The organism is Desulforamulus profundi (genome assembly GCF_002607855.1).
On the sequence record NZ_AWQQ01000046.1, the window covers coordinates 39,014 to 56,558 of the forward strand.

Sequence of the window (17,545 nt, forward strand, 5' to 3'; positions counted from 1 at the left end):
ACGTGTAAATCCTCCTTTTATGTTCATCCCCGGGTTGTTTCGTCGGGGTCATTCTCCAGAACCACAATGTCTTTGCCAAAGATACGGACCGCCTCGGTATAGAGCGGATCTTCTTCGGGTCTAGGGGCGGGCCCGGGCACCGGCTTTTTTGCGTGCACACAGCGTACCTCCCACTGCCCGCCGAAGTGTTTACTCACCAGCCACTCCATGTATTTTCGGTATTCCGGTTTGTCGGCTGTTTTTAAGTCAAACTCGTCTTCAAAGTAAAGGGTTAAAAGATGGTCATGCACTTCCAGGGGCGGTTGGCTGCTGCTTAACAGGGACCAGAGAGGCATTTTTTGCCCTCTTTGATTCCCTTTAACAGGGCCGGCCAGGCCTTGCGCACCTGCTCGGCATTCACGCCGCCGCTCTCCGGGACAAGGTGATTTTCCGCAGCCCTTTGGGCCTCCGGGGCTTTTTCCGCAACCGGGGGTGCCTTGGGTTTCTCCGGAGCGGCTGGTTCAGCGGCCACCGGTTTTGCTTCCCGGGGCGGTGCTGGCGGGATATCTTGTCTCGGTACAACCGGCGGTCCCTGTTCAATTCGCCGCTCCAGTTCCGCCACCCTTCTGGCCAGCCCTTCCAACGACCCGGCGATTTCCGGGCGGGAAGCCTTTACCAGAGCCAGTTCCAGAACCAGGGCCGGCTGGGAACTCCACTTCATCTCCTGTTCGGCCTGAACAAGGGTCTGTAAAAGCGTAAACAGGGTTTCGTTCCCTGCCTGCAGACCGGTGTTTCGTCCCTCAATCCCCTCCACCAGCAGTCCTCTTAAATAGGAAGTCATTTCCCGGGTAAACAGCCGGAGGTCCTTCCCACGGTCGGCGATTTCGGCCACCAGCTGCAGTGCCTCCCCGGTTTTCCCCTCTGCCAGGCAGCGGGTCATGGCTGCCAGAATGTCCTGCTGCACGGTGCCCAAAATACTGTGAATATCTTCCTCGGTAACTTCTTTTTCCGCAAAGGCGGCACCCTGGTCCAGAATGCTCAAGGCATCCCGCAGGCCCCCTTCGGCGGCCCTGGCGATCAGCTGCAGAGCCTCTTCTGTGGCTGCGATGCCCGCCCCTGCGGCCACTTCCTTTAACCGGATCACCATCTCTTCGGGTTTAATCCGGCGAAAATCAAAGCGCTGGCAGCGGGAAAGAATGGTCACCGGAACCTTATGGGCCTCGGTGGTGGCCAGCACAAAGACCACGTGGGCCGGCGGTTCCTCCAGGGTTTTTAACAGGGCGTTAAAGGCCTGGTCGGTGAGCATGTGAACTTCATCTATAATATATACTTTCTCCGGCCGGTAGAAGGCGCAAATTTTACTTTTTCCCGTAAATCCCGAATTTCATCAATACCGCGGTTGGAGGCTGCGTCGATTTCCACCACGTCCACGGAATTCCCCTCATTGACCCCCGTGCAATTGTCGCACCGATTGCAGGGCTCGCCGCCGGCAGGGTCCAGGCAGTTTAAGGCTTTGGCCAGCACCTTTGCCGTTGTAGTTTTACCCGTACCCCGGGGGCCGCAGAACAGGTAAGCATGGGCCACTTTTTCCTGAAGCAGGGCGTTTTGCAACGTCCGGGTAATGTGCTGCTGCCCGACAATGTCTTTGAAATTTTGGGGGCGCCAGGTTCGGTACAATGCTTTATAAGCCAAAACACACACACCTCATAGATATTCTTCCATATTGTTTCGCCCTTTAATACGCTTTTCCTTTTCGGGAGGTTATTTCCTTACAATTAAAAAACAGGAAATCATGAAAGACTAGCGAATGGTATCAGGTATTGACATCTGCCAATTCACATGCGGAGGTATTTTATTGTCTGCGGAAAAAGTCTTAGCCACCCCGACCATGCGCACCAAGGTGCTGGTCCTGCTTTCCCTGGGCCACCTGGTAACGGACCTGGCGGCCGGCGCTTGGCCGGTTCTGCTCCCCATTTTGCAGGCCAGCCTGCATCTTTCCTACAGTGCCGCCGGGGTCATCGCCCTGGTCTTTAATGTCAGTTCCTCGGTCATCCAACCCCTGCTGGGCTACTGGAGCGACCGGGTAAAAAGCCGCTGGCTGCTGCCCGCGGGCGTCCTGTTGTCCACCGCAGGGCTGGCCCTGGCGGGGTTTGTCTCTACCTACTGGTTGATCCTGGCGGTGGTCTTCATGAGCGGCCTGGGTTCTGCCGCATACCACCCTGAGGCGTCCAAGGTAAGCCGGCTGGCCAGCGGTTCCCGTCTGGCCACCGGCATGTCGCTGTTTATTGTGGGGGGCGCGCTGGGGGCAGCGCTGGGCTCGCTGGTGATGGCTCAACTGCTGCTGCATTATAGCCGGTCTGCCAGTCTTTATTTTATTTTGCCGGGCCTGTTGATGGTTGTCTTATTTTTTGCCTTCAAAAATAAATTGCCGGAGGACTCCCCGGTCATACTAACCGGTAAACCTGATTTTTCAATCAGTGTTCCCCGGCGGGTGCTTTTTCCGCTATCCGTCTTAATTCTGTTTATCGTCCTTCGTTCCTGGCTCCAGTCGGGTTTGACCCATTTTATGCCCCTTTATTTCGTCAACTATCTTGGCAAAAGTCCTGCCTATGCCGGGTCTTTCCTGGTTGCTTTCATGCTGGCCGGGTCTGTGGGCACCGTTGCAGGGGGGCCGCTGGCCGACCGCTTGGGCCGGAGAACCAGCCTGCTGGGGTCCACCGCTGTGCTGATCCCTTTAATGCTGCTGTTTAAGTACAGTACGGGAATTTGGACACTGGTTTTGGTCTTTATCACCGGCATGGTGATGGTTTCCACCATGGCCACTACCGTTGTTATGGGGCAGGAACTGCTGCCTCACCGGGTGGGGGTGGCCTCGGGCTTGATGACCGGTTTTGCCATCGGGATGGGGGCCTCGGGGTAACCCTGCTGGGGGCCATTGCCGACCATTTTGGCGCCCCGGTGGCAGTATGGGCCATGACGTTCCTGCCGGTGCCGGCTTTTCTTTTTAGTTTACTGCTGCCAAAGGATGACCTTGTGAAGGGAGACTGAACCGTGCCGGAGAATAATACCGTCGCTGTATCCCGTTGTTCCGGCTATGACCGGCAGCAGGTAGTCGCCTCGCTGGACAAGCTGGTAGAACATTTGGGGGGCATGGAGAGATTTATCCGCCCCGGGCAAATTGTAGCGGTCAAGCCCAACCTGATTGCCAGAAAGAAGCCCGAGGAGGCTGTCACCACCCACCCCACGGTGGTGGAGGCGGTGGTGAGGCTGGTCCAAAAGGCCGGCGGCAAACCCTTTATCGTAGATTCCCCGGGGGCCCCGGCAGCAAAGGACTGCTCAATGCCGTTTACCGAACCACCGGCATGGCGGGAGTGGCAGAGCGGACAGGCTGCGGGCTGAGCCTTGATACGACGGAGATGGTGCTGGCCCACCCTCGGGGGAAAGCGGTAAAGCAGTTGACCGTCCTCAAGGTGCTGGCCGAGGCGGATGTCATCATTGGCCTGCCAAAGTTAAAAACCCACTGCATGACCCGCTACACCGGCGCCGTTAAGTTGATGTACGGCGCCATTCCCGGACTGAAAAAGGCGGAGTATCATTTCAACATGCAGCAGTTAGAGCAATTCAGCAGCCTTTTAATCGATATCAATACGTTACTCCCCACCTCCCTGACCATCATGGATGCCGTGGTGGGTATGGAGGGGGATGGTCCCACCGCCGGTTTCCCCAGGGAGGTTGGCCTGTTGCTGGCAAGTCCAAGCCCCTACGCCATGGATGTTGTCTGTTCCAACTTAATTGGCATCAACCCAACAGGTCTCCCTTTTATCCGCTTGTCCATGGAAAGGAGACTTTGCCCGGAACCTTCTCACATCCAGTTAACCGGCGACCCTCTTCCAGAGATAAAACCGCCCTTTCAATTACCGTCCCACAGGCAGGTGGATTTTGATATTCCCGGCCCTTTCAAAGGATTAATCAGCAAACTGCAGCCCAAGCCTGTCTTCAGCCCGGAATTATGCGTCGGGTGCGGGGAATGCCACCGCTGCTGCCCGGCCGGTGCCATTGATATGGTGGACGGCCGGCCCCGGCTTAAACTGAATTCCTGTATTCGCTGTTTCTGCTGCCAGGAACTATGCCCCCACCGGGCTGTTAGCGTGCACCAGAACTGGCTGGGAAAAAGACTTCTTCGCTAATGTGTATTTCTCTGGGGTCAGCTATTGGCCTTTCTGGTAGTCTTATGGGTCTAGTCATTAGACTAAAGGGTATTTCCCTTGGTCCTGTCGCTGGTCCTTCTTTGGTTCTATCAGGACCCAAAAGGAGTACCCCATAGTCTAATAGCGAATAGCCGGACCTCAAATTTAACACCCTCAAGGGCAATCTCCCCGAGGGTGTTTTTCTTCAACCTATCTGACCGGTCCAACGAAGCAGATGCCGCCCGCAAACTCCCTGACAATGGAGTTTAACGGCACGTCATCCAGCTCCAGGGGGGCAAAATAACTGAGGAATCTTAACAATCTTTGGGCCTCGGCATACTCCGGGTGCTCCGGCAAAATTTCCTTGAGATGCGGTTCCACAACCCGCTTTAACACAGCCAGTTCATAGGGCAAAGCAGAGTTAAACATGACATCGGCGCTTTCCTGGAAGGGGAAAATATTTTTCTCCTCGCCCCGGCGCACGGAGGGCCACACGGCTATGGTTTCCCTGGCCGAACGCCCCCGGCAGCGCTGGTCCCGGACAATCCGCCGCAACAGTCTTACATCGGCGGTGGGGATGCGGTTCTGGTTATCCAGATTAATTTGCGTCAGGGCACTGACATAGATTTTAAACTTCCTGCCTTTGGGAATGGAACTGGTTAGTTGATCGTTCAGGGCATGTATTCCCTCCACCACCAGCAGGTCAGCCGGGCCCAGTTTTAATCTTTCGCCATGATATTCCCGCTTGCCGGTCTTGAAGTTAAAATAAGGAAGCTTAATCTCTTCGCCCTGGATCAATTTAATCAGGTGATCATTGAACAACCCTATGTCAATGGCATGAATACTCTCAAAATCGTAGTTACCCTTTTCATCCCGGGGGGTATGTTCCCTGTCCACAAAGTAATCGTCCAGGGAAATGGCCACCGGGCGGATGCCATTCACCTGCAACTGGATGGACAGCCTCTGGGCAAAGGAGGTTTTCCCGGAGGAAGAGGGTCCGGCGATCAAGACAATCCTGATCCGGTCGATATTCTCAGCAATCTCATCGGCGATATAGGCAATTTTCTTTTCATGGAAGGCCTCGGAAACCCGGATTAACCGTATTAAATTGGTAGCATCCCCTTTTGTTATCACATCATTCAGAGACACTACGTTGCTCACTTTTAAAATATTGGCCCATTTTTTGGCCTCAAAATGAATATTGGCCAGTTTACCATGTTCCACGTAGGGGGGAATTTCCGTGGGACTTTCCGCCCTGGGCAACTCTAAAATAAATCCGGGCAGGTAAAAACGCAGACGAAAGTTCCTCAAATATCCTGTGCCGGGGACCATGGGCCCGTGACAGAAATCATAAAAGCCGCCGCAGACATAAAGCTCCACTTGCTCATTTGATATATATTTTAATAGTTGAATTTTTTCCGTTTGCCCCGCTTCGGTAAACAACCTCTCTGCATCTTCCTTGTTCAGGACGGTGTGCAGGAAGGGTTCATCGGCTTCAATAATATAGCGCATCTGCCGCTCAATTCTGGTAATGTCCCGGTCCCGCAAGGGCCGGTCGTAATGAATTTCTCCATACAGGCCATTGCCCAGAGCGTGCTGGATCACCGCATTGCTGCCGGGCATCACTTCCGTAATGGCCTTCATTAAGAGCATGGTAACACTGCGATGATAAATGCGAATGCCTTCCGGCGAGGCCAAATCCACAAAACTCACCTGGCAGGGGGTGTCCAACGGTGTCCATAGATCCTTGAGCCTGTTGTTGATGTTGGCGGCCACAACCGGAATCTGCCGCTCTTCCATGTAATTCTTCAGAAACTCCAGCACCGGTGTACCCTGGGCAATCTCGAAGGTTTGCTCTCCCTCTACTTGAACCTTGATTAAGTTTTCCATTTGTACACCTCCCAAACAATTAGTTAACTAAGTAAAACTATTATATCGAGATTTCACAAATCAGGCTACTATTTCTCGAATATTGTGGTTTTTTAATTGATGTAACCATTTTCCCAGTACCTTCATAGTATGGTAATAAAAGCGAGGTGCTGTATATATGAACAACACATCTTACATGAGGCCTCCTTACCCCAGCTACCCCAACACAACTTACAAGTATTACCCAACCTATATGTATGTTCCTGCCTACGCCTACCCGGAAGCATTGCAACTTATCGTACAGTCCGTAAGCAATGAGAGGGAAGACGAATTGTTTTATAATTACATGGTTAGCATGGCTCCCCCTGATCAAAAAGACATCGTGGCTTCCATCCGGGATGACGAAAGGAAGCACAACAAGATGCTGCGGGAAATATACTGGGAGTTGACCGGACAGGACATACCCCCGGTGCCGGAGACAGCCTTTCAGCCTCCCAGAAGTTATTGTGAAGGCATAACAAATGCCCTTTTTGGGGAACTGGCTGCCGTGGAAAGATACCGTAAAATTTTGTTTGGTTTAGAGTTCTTACCCTACCGGAACATGATAACTGAAATTTATACCGATGAACTGAAGCATGGTTCTAAATGGAACTACTTATTTGCATTAAATTGTCGCTAGTATCAAATCGGCAGGAACTGAACCTGCCGCTTCATTTTGGGTGCTATAAAACAGAATGGTGCCGGTTGTTGAATTCAACCGTCGAATTCAACAACCGGCACCTCTTTTACTTTCAAGCATAATAATTATATACTTTATGATAGTGAAACTAAAAACTGCCTGTTTATTATACAGGCAGTTTACCCTACTTAATAAATAAGGAGACCGTGCACCCACCGTCGAGTAATGGCTTCCGAGCGAACCAACGCAGGTTGCTCAGACCAGGCTGCCTCGCGGCACCCGCAGGGTTTCCCTTAGTGCTGCTTCCGTCAGGACCTGACACGGTTCGAGAGCCTACGCTGCGCAAGACCCGGTCGTCAACGCCCCTTACGCTGACCAGTCCTCACAAACCAAACCCTATGGCAGGAATTCAACCCAGCTACAGCGGATTGCTGGTTCAGGGCACCGCTACCTCCCCGTCTAGCACGGTCATAGACTAACATTTAAAATGGCGGAGAGGGCGGGATTCGAACCCGCGAATGAGTTACCCCATTACATGATTTCCAGTCATGCGCCTTCGACCGGACTCGGCCACCTCTCCAGAGAATTTATTAAGTTATGCTAACAGACTACATGTTAGATTATATTAATTTCTCCCAGGCAAGTCAAGAGCCAATTATAGACAAGCCAGACAAATCTTAAGGCTGAAAAACAAGGGAAAATAAAAGCCCGCCGGGTTAGTATACATTAAATGAACAGTTTAGGCAACCGTTTTTTTGCATGCGGCGAAGGTTGTTATTCGTCCTCCAAAATCCTTCCAATGGATCCGTCTTCCCTGATTAAATTGCGGATCCGGGAATAGGGAATGACAAACTCCGGAATACCGACATAATACGGCGTATATTCATAAAGTTGAAAGCAAATCACCAGGCATTGTCTGTGAGGTAAAAATCTTCGTTGTCGCTGATGCGATTAAATTTTTTCAAAAACAACGGCCCTTTCTATCCTTATCAGCATATGCCGTAAGACGCCCGGCTGTTCATGATGCCTCCCCGGAAGGAGCTGAACAGAGAAACAAAAAACCACCTCCGGGAGGTGGCATGGTTTACTGAAGGGTAATTGTAATGGTTGAATCACTGCATTGTTCTTCTATTTGTTGAATCAGTTTAATTTGCTGGGTCATGGCGGCAGTAATGCTCGCCAGTTGATCTTCCAGCGCCGGGTCCTCTTTCTCTGCCAGTTTGTTGGCCAGCTTGGTCTGTTCGGCCTTCAGTTGTTCCAGCACATCCACAGCATGTCTGTGCTGACTGCTCAAGTCTCTTACTGTGGGCATGTCTGTAACGACTTCACCTAGGGCTTTTAACTGGTTTTCTACCGCCCTAGACTGGTGGGCCGGCACTTTAATGCCTACCGTACCGGAGCCGCTGTTTTCCGTATAGGGCACCACAATAGAACCGCCAGCCTTTTGGCTGATGGCACCAATGAACTTCAGCGCCGCTCCGGCATCCTGGACATCCAGTTTTAGGACAACCGTGCGCACGGTCATTCCCTCGCTGGGCTGATAATGGTAGTTTTCAAAAACCAACTGTCTTTCAGACGGACCGGCTGTCTTGGGGGCACCCGCTTTGTCCGCCGGTTTGGTTGTTTCTTTACCTGCCTGGACCGAAGCGTGGGGCTTCTCGCCCTCTACGCCGGGTACCGTATTGTCTGCTGGCTTAGACGGGTTATTTTCCCGGTTTTCCTGCCTGTCCCCGGCTGTTAACTGCTCAACCGAAGCCATCTCCTGGGCGGTGGGCTGAACGGGAATGAATTGATGTCCTTCCTTTTCCCACAGGGCGGTGAGCCCCAGGGTCATGGCCATAACGGCGGCCACAGCAGCGGTCCGGTACCACCCTTTACGGCTGACCCCGTTCACATGTTCAAACCAACTTTTACGCTGGGGTGCCTGTGTCGGCAAAGACAATGTATCAATCTTTTCCATTAACCCGGCCCGGAAGCCGGCTGGAGGAGCTACATCAGGAAGTTCCTGCAGCAGGGAAAGACATGACCGTAGTTCTTCCAATTCAGCGCTGCATGAGGGACAACATGCCAAATGGTCTTGAACTGCTGCATGTTCGGCAGGATCAAGGACTCCGTCCAGGTACGGTGACAGCATCTCCAATGCTTCCTGGCAATGCACGGAACATCCCTCCTTCTATTTCGGTAGACGTACTTCTTGACATAATTGTTCCGACTCTTAGTTATTTTTTCCTGTACAGGTTTTTTAACTTTCTGTCATCATAGCACTTGGCAAAAAATCAAATTCACAAGCGATTAAGAAGTGGTTTGTCTCCTTATTATTTTAGGCCACCGGGGAGTAAACAGAAAGTTGTAATATTCGAATGTTTTGCAAATAACTGGAAGCTTTCCTTGACATAAAAAGGGGCTATAAACGCTAAAATAAATTGGTATACGGTTGCTAAAAGTGCCTTTAGTTTCTCTTTATGTGGCAGAGGGCAAGAAATTGTTCTCTGAAAAACGGTTTTTGTTTTTTAACGTTCTTTGATAATTTTGACACCGATATCGCCCGGGGTGCAAGGCACTGCGATGCCGACGGGTTTGGTGCCCGTGCTCACGCCGGTGTACCTGACCACAAAAGGTCTGCAAGTGGAGCTGGGTCACTACCAACTTAGAAATATTCCTATATGGCAGTGGTTCACCGCCACCCGAGAGGTTGTTTGTGGTTCGGGGAACCACCCTCGCTCCGGAGGGGGTAATGGTGTGGAGTGAGCCTTGTCGGCTGTGGCAAAAAACGCAGTGGGAACCAGAGGCGGGGTAGGCAAGCGCCAAGACCAAGGATTAAATTACTATGTATTTCACAGAGATACCCTACCCAAAACTCAGCCCCGTTATTTGACTAAAGTTGATCAAATTCCTCCTGAAGTAGTGGACAAGCTCATTGATATGTACCAAAAAGACAGACTGACATTAATGCAAATTGCTGAAAAGATGGGTATGGAGTGGTGGACGGTTAAAGAGGTATTTAAAAAGCATGGGATTGAAAGAATCAGTCTTACTGAAAGAGCTAAAATGAAACGAGCCAAAGATTTTGATCTAATATACCGATTACACTTTGTTGAGGAAGTGAGCGTACAAGAAATTTATCAGAAATACGGTTTTTCACCACCCTATGTCAGAAGTGTGCTAAAGGAAGGGCCTGAAACCTATAAATCGAGGTCAGTTCCGATAAAAATGAAGCAAGATAAGAGCGGCAGTTGAGAGTTGATTTATGGTATAATCTTACAAAGGTCATTGGACCATCAGGGAGGATAAAAAAATGTCGGGTGAAACCATAAAAATAGAATTTGAATTACCAAAAGAGTTGTTCTTTAAAGGTCGAGTCATCACGCAAACACTAATCAAAGCTGAGGCTTTGAAAATGCTGGCTGCAACCTTTTATGCGGACGGCAGTCTATCTTTGGGCAAGGCAGCCCAAATAGCCAATGTATCCAAGCAAGATTTCTTGGGCTTTTTGGCAAATCACAATATACCCCTGAACTACGATGTTCATGAGTTAGAGGAAGATTTATCAACAGTTAATAAATCCACATTTATTCAACTGTTTCAACCTATAAGTAACGGAGAATTTTTGAAAAAAGTTCAAGTTTAGGTCTTGACAAATACACTAAGAAATTGACCGTTAGTAAAACCATCCAAATAATGGCTTATGCTCAAATGGAGCAACAGCTTAAACAATGAGAGTTTCAGTACGGCAGTAGGTCTTCAATCTATTAGTGCTTCCCCGCTTTCACGGAAGACAAGGAAAATACCCTCTTCATTAATCCAGTTACTATTTAGCGACATAATACGGCAGGTTGTAAAGGTGGAGTAAAACTACACCTTCGTATCAGACTATTTGAGCAAGGTGCTCTACCGGACTCAGCTGTTATTACACCGGCCAAACCTGGACAAAACACAGATGGATGCCCCGGTTATAGAGGAAAACGATGTCCTAAATGTCTTTGACCGGGGTTATGTAGATTACAAGAAATTGATCAATACTGTGAAAATGGTGCCCGTTTTGTTAGCCGCTTAAAAAGTAATGCTTTATCTTTATTTTCAAGGCTTTGGGGTCTGGAAAAAATGTTGGTTGAAAATCAGATTAAAAAAAGCCCCTGCTGCCTTAAATAATAAAGCACCAGTGAGCCTGATATCATCCTTCGGCAGCCCGGCGGTCATCGCGATCCTGGTGCTCGCATTAGATCCGTGGCTTTGCGTCCCTGTCTTTCGAGCAGGTTTGCCTTTTCGGTAAAAATATTTAACTCTTCTGCCTAAGTGAACCTTTTATATCTGTTATATACCATTTACTACCATAAATATGTTGGGTTCTGTCGTACTAGAAACTATTGCCTAAAACAAATGTATACCCTTTTGATTCCTTAAGCCGGAATCCCCCTTTTGGAAACACGATTTTAATACTTATCCAGAGTATCAACATAACAAACTAACCAGCTAATTTGATCCAGCGTGACAGTTCACGCAGAGCCTGGCTGAGTAGCCGGTACAATTTCTCCTCCGTCCGGCCAATTACCGGTCCAGCTCAGCTACTCGGAGGCCTGTTACAAACCGCCGTACGACGTTTGCTCGCTCTAAAGGCTTGAGCGTCAGGAGACTTGTAACAGTTCTTGTTAATGGCGCCTTCTGCTAACTTTTTACATTCATAGTCTCCGGTTGTGCATTAGCTTGCCTGGTTATTCTATTTCTTTCGTAGTAAAGGAGAGGTTATCACTCGATACCTCTTTCTTACGGTGATTTTAACGCATTTGCTAAAACCTTCAGCACTATATCAGGTCGAAAAGGTTTTACTATAAAATCTTTAGCTCCTGCTTCATAAGCCTCCATGACAAAGGCTTTTTGACCCATGGAACTACAAATAATGATTCGAGCATCACTGTCGTATTTTCTAATCTCTTTTAAAGCAGTAAGGCCATCCATATCTGGCATGGTAATATCCATGGTTACTATGTCCGGGTTAAGTTCTTTATACTTTTTGATTGCCTCAAGTCCATTTTTTGCTTCCCCAGCAATTACATAATTGCTATCCTTAGATATTACATTCTTCAAGACATTTCTCATAAAAGAAGAATCGTCAACTATTAAAACGCGATATACCATTCAACTTTCCCTTTCCGAAGAAGTTTTGTAAACATGGAAAATCATCCGTCCCAGGAATCATAAGCAAAACCTGCAGATTACAATCAATATATAGAGGTTTATAGAATTGTTTCCCCGTTGTTGGTAATGCTTTCATGAAACTTTAGACAGGAAGCCCTTACAAATAGAAAAGATAAAAAAGCATCTCCTTCGGCAACCGGCTGCCATAGCTCCATAATAAAGCCTTAGGCCCTTGGTTTTGTGCCCCTACCTTTCGATAGGTTTACCTTTACCGGTTTATGCTTGAAATAAACTTAAAATCCCTACTCACTACTGTTCTATCTTTACTGGTTTTTACTAGAGGTGATTTTATGACTGGCTTTGGATAAATTAGTTCTTATTTCTTGCATAAATCTTTCACCCAATACCCCGGTCATAACGTTATGATATAGGTCAATATTGCTTTTAACAGCTTCCACTCCCATGTTCATCATAAATTTCTTGATTTGTTCCGGTGGACAAGGGATATTTTCAGTAATTGTACTTCGCCCTAAATCAGTTAAATAAACCCGAGACCCTTTTCCTTTTTCTAAGGCTTGCAAAGTAATTAACTTCTTTCAAGTAAACGGTCAATAAAATTCATTGCTGTAGAGATATGCCATGACCCTGCTTTAGCGATTCAAGAAATTAATAAACCTTCGTTATGGTTTATAAAAAGCAAAGCCAGAAATTGCGGATATGTTAGATCTACAGATTTGGCTATTTTGGAAATATCCTCCTCAAAAATTTTATTTATCAAACGGATTAAGGTATGATACTCAAACATAAAGCTCTTAAATTCTTTTTCGATATGAGTCTCAACGTTTGTTTTTAACATATTTGCAATCCATTTCATCATGCTTTAGCTGGATTTGCAAGTAGTAATATCAATAGATTAAAGTAGAAGTTTCAAACTATCAATAGCAAGTATAAATAGTTCGATCTCTAAGTTGCTTATAAACAATATTCCACAAGAATTTATCTTTCCTTTTTTTCAAAAGAAGGGTATAAATGGGCTTTCCCAAAAGATGTGCTTGGGCAAAGCCCGTTATTCTGGCTTAGCCAATTCTAAAGTTCTTAATGTTAGAACATCATCTCGAATAGCTACCCAGTTAAGCCTTCCATTACCGTCAATACTGAAGATACTGCCGAAGGAAGCACATTGGTAAAACAGGAAAAAAGCCAACAAGATTGCGTTTCTCATATTCTCCTCAGTTGATCCCTGAGATGCTATTTTAATAAAACGCACCAGCCATTTAAATTGCTAGATCCTTAAGCTGGAATTGCTCGGGACTGGAGATTCCCTTCCTTATCCAACCAAAGACAGACATCTTTTTCCTTCCTATCAAAACGATAAGCTCGGGCACCCACCAATACTAAAGCATTCTCATAGGCAAACTTTATGGTAACCGTAGCTCTTGCGCCAGCCATCACCCTGGTGGCAGACCCGCCTCTGGATCCCAGTTCTCCTACATGCACATCTCCCCCGGCCTGAATCTCTCCCCCGCGAAATACCCCTGTTACAGTCACCTTTTTATCAGCCTGAATTCGCGAATTATAACAACCGCCACCCACTACCCTGATATCGCCGCTCGCTATAACGGTGGAATTGAGGATGTTAGCAGCTACTACATCACTTTCCGCAGAGGGCGGAGACGCAAGGGCTTGTTCCCATTCCGAAGCTAGTTGGGCTAGTTTTTCTACCTCCTGGAGGTCACGTACCACCAGAGGGGAGCGAACCACTACCCGTTCGACTTCGTCAATAAACTCATCCAGGCCTTCACCGGCTAATCCCGATGGAAGAGTTTCAACTTGCTTCCTGAATGCTTCAGCAGCAGTAGGAAGATGACGAAACTTCCCCTCCAATAGCAATCTTAATAAAGGACCTATACCGCGTTTAAGATCACCTTGCTTGAACGATGGGTGACCAAGTAACTGATAGATAGCCCTGATCATCTCTCGCAAACCAATTGCTAAGGCGCGAACCTGTGGAAGCATTTCTTTCATAAAGGTAGGAATTCCGCCTGCGATTACTACTGATGTCAAAATATTTCCCCTGATCAGGATAGATCCCGTTGCTTGAATTCTCGCCCCAGAGACCAAACCTCCTATCCTGATATTTCCGCCGGCCTCTACCTTCATCCCTTCTTCCACATTACCGGCAATCACCACATCACCTTTGAAGGAAATGTTTCCGTAAGCAAGGTCTACGTCACCTGTATGCATAAGTTCAGGCAGTACACTTACCCTCACCGAATTACGACGGTGGGTGGCCACAGGACGCCCAACCCGAGCCGCAACCGCCCGTTCACCATCCTTAGTAAGAACCACGCCTTCACCTGCAACAAGGATGCAGTCCCGGGGTGACGGCGGTATAATTATGTCACCTTTGACGCTGGTACCAGGATGCCCTGGCTCAGGCGGATACTTTACAGCCAAGATTTTACCTGCCTCCACTGAAGTAAAAACATACCGTTCCCGGAAATCTACCGTTTCCTCTTCCTCCACCGGTACCGGCAATTTGGAATCGGTGGGAAAAAGAAATTCCACTCGACTGTCTTTTCCTGGTTTAGCCGGAATACCTTGGGCAATAACCACCTCTTCTTCAGTGCACGATGCAACGCCGCGAGAGCATGCTTGCCAGTCTACGCCATAGTTAATACCCAGCTGGGACAATTCCTCCAATAACTGGTCCCATGTGAGGGGTGGAAGGAGTTCTTCCCGCTCAACTACCGCAAGTTGTAGTTTGCTGGCAGGCGGGAGATCCGCTAGCTCCCGGTATAGTACCACCGTAGGGCTTACCCGCAATTTCGCTTGTAAACCATCGGCAGAAATGCTTATAGACCATTCCCCTTCTCTTCGTTCATTCACCACCTCTACCAGTACTGTATCTTGCATGGATACCGGAGTGGCTTGAGTGCGCTCCTGGCCGTTAACAATCAATCTCACTCCTGGGCAAGGTATCACTAAGGGGTAGGGTCCTTCCGGTGGGTGCCGGACAACAAGGCACCCCTCTTTCATAAATGCATACGAACTGTCAGCTTCCCTGTTCGGACAAGTATTGTCTGCTTCAATCGCTGTTGTGGCCAGAGATTCCTGGGTTATGTCAGCCTTCATTAGCACCCCACCTTCTTTTAATCGTTGGGCTTTGTCTCCAGGACTTCAAGCACTCGGAAAAAACCTATCACTTCCAGGTCTTCTTGAATAAAATTGGGTATGCGGACAAATCTTAGGATCCGCCCCTGCCTGTAGAAAAGTCTGGCCTGACTCAGAAGCATACCCATCCCGGAGGAGTCTATAAAGCGAAGTTCCTGCAGATCTACTTCCACTACTTCCTCCGGCCGGCGCTGAATTTCCCGTTGCAATTGTTCCACGTTGCTAAAATCCAGTTCACCCTCCACTTCGAGAGTTGCCATTCCCTTCTGCTGTCGGACTCTAATCTCCACCCATATCACCCGCCTTTCCCGTTACCTTCATAACAACCAGGGTCACATCATCCTTTTGAGATATACCGCGAGTAAATGTATCTAAATCAGCCAAAATATTTCCTTTCATACACTCGGCACCAAAGCCATTTTGTAAACGAACTACTTCTTTCAATCGTTCTTGCCCGTACCTCCGCTCGCTAGGACCAGATGCTTCCACTAGTCCATCGGTGTACAGCACTACCGCATCTCCGGCGGCAAGAAAAAATTCCTCCTCCCCTGACCCAAGATAATCTTCCAAAAGGCCTACGGCAACTCCCCGGGACTGAGCTACCCTCACCCGACCATTTGATAAAAGGAGGGAGGGTGGTGACCTGCATTGACGCAAGCAAGGCGGCCAGTTATTCCGTCATAACATAACAAGCATAGGGTGGCAAAAGAGCCACGTTTTCTTAGCTCATATCCTCCTAGCTTGTTTAATCTGCGTACTACCTCCAGGGGATGGGGGTCAATCCTAATACACTCCCGGAGCAATTGGCGGATTGTTTCCATTAGCCGTGCCGCCTGGAATCCTTTACCCATTACATCCCCGATAACGGCAAAGACGCTTCTTTCGTTGCAGGAGATAAATTCAAAAAAATCGCCACCTTCTTGTCCAGCTGGCAAGCTACAGCCACTACCTTCCAATCCGTAACCCCTTAGGATTTTCCCATTCCCTTCCACCATTTCTCTCATCCCATTTCTACCTCTCTTCTCCATCCAAAGCACCGATTTGTGGCAGGAGTTTGTCCAGCCCTACCAGTCGCATCACTTCTGCTACATCGGGTTGCGGCTGCAAAATTAACACCTGGCCACCTCTTTGCTGCCAGTTGTTGTTGATGTCCAGCAAACCTTTCAGACCAGTTGAATCAACGAAAGACACCCCGGAGAGGTCAAGTTCCAGTGTGTGTTCATCCTCTTTCTTAACAACCTCTTGCAAAAGCGCTACTGTTACCATATCTAATTCACCGTTTAGCACTACCCGGCGTATTCCTGGAACAGCATTTACCTCTACTTTCAGCAATAACATCACCTTCTTTCAGTCATTTTTTCACTGTTTAACTTATCTGTGAGCACATTGCTAAAATCAAGGGCTAAGGTGGTACCTAACGGCCCTGTATTAAGGTAAAGGTAGTCCGCGTAGTAGAGCATCAAATTAAATCCACACCCCATGGAATTTTTGGTAGAATAATGTTGCATCAGCGTGGCCCTGGCCAATTCAGAGGTTTTGATTCCCGGCCCCCGGTCCTGCACGATAATCCTGACGATGTCCCCCACCCGTCTAACTTGCCAGCAACCACCCCCTGCATGTTTGAGAACGTTGGCCAGTGCTTCTGACAAGCATAGGGCAATCGCGTGCTGCCTCCGGCTGGCTATACCGGGCAGAGATTCACGCAATACCTGGCGAGCTTCCGGAATGTCATGGGCTTGCCTGGCCTCACCTTTTACCATTTCCACTCCTTCCGATAACAACCTTTTCGCCTCTTCACCGTTCACCAGGTGTAGCCGGCCTCCTGTGACCGCCGACATAGCCTCTCGGTAAGCCTCCATCTCCTGACGATGAATCTTTCTTTCCTTTTCAATAACCTCTGTAATATCGAGGGCTAATAGCCCACCGCTCCTGTGGTCAAACGGTACCCCATGAAGATCGAATACCTTTTGCCCGTTAGCGCTAATGATTACCTCGCGCTGGTGTTCGCCCTGGCGGGTGGCCTGCCGCATCAACTTCTCGACTTCTTCCATAGGTAGGTCTAGATCCGCCTGGCCTGAAATGTAGCGGAAGCGCCCTCTTTCATATTTCAGCACCTTGCCAACCCGGAGAGCACTAATTAGTTCAGATTTTTCCAATTCAGCTAATAGTTTCTCCTTGACCAAGTCCTGAAGATGCTCCGGTAAGTGCCGAGAAATCTCAGCCACTAGTTCGCCATTGCTTCCTGTCAGTAATTGGTACTCGTCTTTGTTAAGCCGGCGGTCAGTCCCCTGCCTCCGATGTACACATAAGATGTCAAACACGTGGACGTTATTTTTCCCCTTGAATGGTACGCCGGCAACTTCGAGGCATAAGCTTTCATGCAACCTAATTAGATACTGACCCGGTACCGGAGCTGCCGTTTCTATACCAAATTCTGTGGTACTTAACACCAGGATATTGGCTGGGTATTTTTGTCCTTGCTCCTCTTCCAGCACTACCTGAATAGGCTTCGGAGGTACCCGGC

General features: G+C 48.6%; 14 protein-coding genes, 1 tRNA gene, 1 other RNA gene, 4 pseudogenes and 2 riboswitches. Of the genes and pseudogenes, 7 read left to right on the forward strand and 13 right to left on the reverse strand.

Translation table 11 applies throughout. From position 1 onward, the window contains the following. Nucleotides 1–23: 23 nt before the first annotated feature. Nucleotides 24–1,671 (reverse strand): annotated as a pseudogene (gene dnaX, locus P378_RS24035) (DNA polymerase III subunit gamma/tau). 163 nt (nt 1,672–1,834) lie between these two features. On the opposite strand from dnaX, the gene P378_RS07205 reads away from it, so the two are divergent. The 3 genes from P378_RS07205 (at nt 1,835) to P378_RS22830 (ending at nt 4,166) form a co-directional block, all read left to right on the forward strand. Continuing rightward, a complete protein-coding gene (locus P378_RS07205; protein WP_180261011.1) occupies nt 1,835–2,899 on the forward strand; it encodes an MFS transporter in 1,065 nt (354 codons plus the stop codon). A gap of 131 nt (nt 2,900–3,030) precedes the next feature. After that, a complete protein-coding gene (locus P378_RS22825; protein ID WP_274378660.1) occupies nt 3,031–3,378 on the forward strand; it encodes a DUF362 domain-containing protein in 348 nt (115 codons plus the stop codon). Next, the gene (locus P378_RS22830) at nt 3,351–4,166 is read left to right on the forward strand and encodes a DUF362 domain-containing protein (protein WP_274378661.1); all 816 of its coding nucleotides are present in this window, start codon (nt 3,351–3,353) and stop codon (nt 4,164–4,166) included. Before P378_RS22825 ends, P378_RS22830 begins: the two co-directional genes overlap by 28 nt. Before the next feature lie 210 nt (nt 4,167–4,376). Here P378_RS22830 and P378_RS07215 read toward each other — a convergent pair whose 3' ends face one another. Beyond that, a complete protein-coding gene (locus P378_RS07215) occupies nt 4,377–6,056 on the reverse strand; it encodes a nucleoside kinase (RefSeq protein WP_099082771.1) in 1,680 nt (559 codons plus the stop codon). A gap of 157 nt (nt 6,057–6,213) precedes the next feature. Here P378_RS07215 and P378_RS07220 point away from each other — a divergent pair, with 157 nt between their 5' ends. After that, nucleotides 6,214–6,714 (forward strand): ferritin-like domain-containing protein, encoded by a 501-nt coding sequence (locus P378_RS07220; protein WP_207654001.1) that lies wholly within the window; start codon nt 6,214–6,216, stop codon nt 6,712–6,714. 204 nt (nt 6,715–6,918) lie between these two features. On the opposite strand, the gene ffs is transcribed toward P378_RS07220, so the two are convergent. The 4 genes from ffs to P378_RS07240 all read right to left on the reverse strand — a co-directional run bounded on the left by ffs (nt 6,919) and on the right by P378_RS07240 (nt 8,872). After that, an RNA gene (gene ffs, locus P378_RS07225) (signal recognition particle sRNA large type) lies at nt 6,919–7,182 on the reverse strand. Nucleotides 7,183–7,202: 20 nt separating this feature from the next. Next, nucleotides 7,203–7,294: transfer RNA gene (locus P378_RS07230), tRNA-Ser, on the reverse strand. Between the two features lie 194 nt (nt 7,295–7,488). Continuing rightward, the gene (locus P378_RS24040; RefSeq protein ID WP_420795978.1) at nt 7,489–7,620 is read right to left on the reverse strand and encodes an RsiV family protein; all 132 of its coding nucleotides are present in this window, start codon (nt 7,618–7,620) and stop codon (nt 7,489–7,491) included. 178 nt (nt 7,621–7,798) lie between these two features. Next, nucleotides 7,799–8,872 (reverse strand): zf-HC2 domain-containing protein, encoded by a 1,074-nt coding sequence (locus tag P378_RS07240; RefSeq protein ID WP_099082773.1) that lies wholly within the window; start codon nt 8,870–8,872, stop codon nt 7,799–7,801. A 593-nt stretch (nt 8,873–9,465) separates the two neighbouring features. On the opposite strand from P378_RS07240, the gene P378_RS07245 reads away from it, so the two are divergent. The 3 genes and pseudogenes from P378_RS07245 to P378_RS21300 all read left to right on the forward strand — a co-directional run. After that, nucleotides 9,466–9,951: a hypothetical protein gene (locus tag P378_RS07245; RefSeq protein WP_143338427.1), complete on the forward strand. Its 486-nt coding sequence runs from the start codon at nt 9,466–9,468 to the stop codon at nt 9,949–9,951. A gap of 58 nt (nt 9,952–10,009) precedes the next feature. Further along, nucleotides 10,010–10,204: pseudogene (locus P378_RS21295) on the forward strand (UPF0175 family protein); the annotation flags it as partial. Between the two features lie 21 nt (nt 10,205–10,225). After that, nucleotides 10,226–10,782, forward strand: a pseudogene (locus tag P378_RS21300) (DUF4372 domain-containing protein); the annotation flags it as partial. A 109-nt stretch (nt 10,783–10,891) separates the two neighbouring features. After that, nucleotides 10,892–10,984, reverse strand: a riboswitch (cyclic di-GMP riboswitch). A gap of 491 nt (nt 10,985–11,475) precedes the next feature. Here the strand turns inward: P378_RS21300 and P378_RS07260 are convergent. The 7 genes and pseudogenes from P378_RS07260 to P378_RS07295 form a co-directional block, all read right to left on the reverse strand. Further along, nucleotides 11,476–11,847 carry a response regulator gene (locus tag P378_RS07260; RefSeq protein ID WP_099082777.1) on the reverse strand — a complete coding sequence of 124 codons (372 nt, stop codon included), beginning with the start codon at nt 11,845–11,847 and terminating at the stop codon, nt 11,476–11,478. A 188-nt stretch (nt 11,848–12,035) separates the two neighbouring features. Further along, nucleotides 12,036–12,124, reverse strand: a riboswitch (cyclic di-GMP riboswitch). A gap of 46 nt (nt 12,125–12,170) precedes the next feature. Next, entirely contained in the window at nt 12,171–12,428 is a 258-nt protein-coding gene (locus P378_RS07265) for a hypothetical protein (RefSeq protein WP_099082778.1), read from the reverse strand. A 709-nt stretch (nt 12,429–13,137) separates the two neighbouring features. Then, complete coding sequence (locus P378_RS07275) at nt 13,138–14,814, reverse strand: DUF342 domain-containing protein (RefSeq protein ID WP_238473004.1); 1,677 nt, start codon at nt 14,812–14,814, stop codon at nt 13,138–13,140. Nucleotides 14,815–14,999: 185 nt separating this feature from the next. After that, nucleotides 15,000–15,311 (reverse strand): STAS domain-containing protein, encoded by a 312-nt coding sequence (locus tag P378_RS07280; protein ID WP_238472995.1) that lies wholly within the window; start codon nt 15,309–15,311, stop codon nt 15,000–15,002. Beyond that, a pseudogene (locus P378_RS24045) lies at nt 15,301–16,049 on the reverse strand (PP2C family protein-serine/threonine phosphatase). The gene P378_RS07280 and the pseudogene P378_RS24045 overlap by 11 nt, the downstream one beginning before the upstream one ends. Beyond that, nucleotides 16,033–16,353, reverse strand: coding sequence for an STAS domain-containing protein (locus P378_RS07290; RefSeq protein ID WP_099082782.1), 321 nt, complete (start codon nt 16,351–16,353; stop codon nt 16,033–16,035). The pseudogene P378_RS24045 and the gene P378_RS07290 overlap by 17 nt, the downstream one beginning before the upstream one ends. Before the next feature lie 5 nt (nt 16,354–16,358). Beyond that, nucleotides 16,359–17,342, reverse strand: a complete 984-nt coding sequence (locus P378_RS07295; protein ID WP_238472997.1) for an ATP-binding protein — start codon at nt 17,340–17,342, stop codon at nt 16,359–16,361. Nucleotides 17,343–17,545: the final 203 nt, after the last annotated feature.

Coding starts and splice junctions, on each gene's coding strand:
- P378_RS07260 (WP_099082777.1), bottom strand. CDS start 11,847: ATGGTATATCGCGTTTTAATAGTTGACGATTCTTCTTTTATGAGAAAT.
- P378_RS07215 (WP_099082771.1), bottom strand. CDS start 6,056: ATGGAAAACTTAATCAAGGTTCAAGTAGAGGGAGAGCAAACCTTCGAG.
- P378_RS07220 (WP_207654001.1), top strand. CDS start 6,214: ATGAACAACACATCTTACATGAGGCCTCCTTACCCCAGCTACCCCAAC.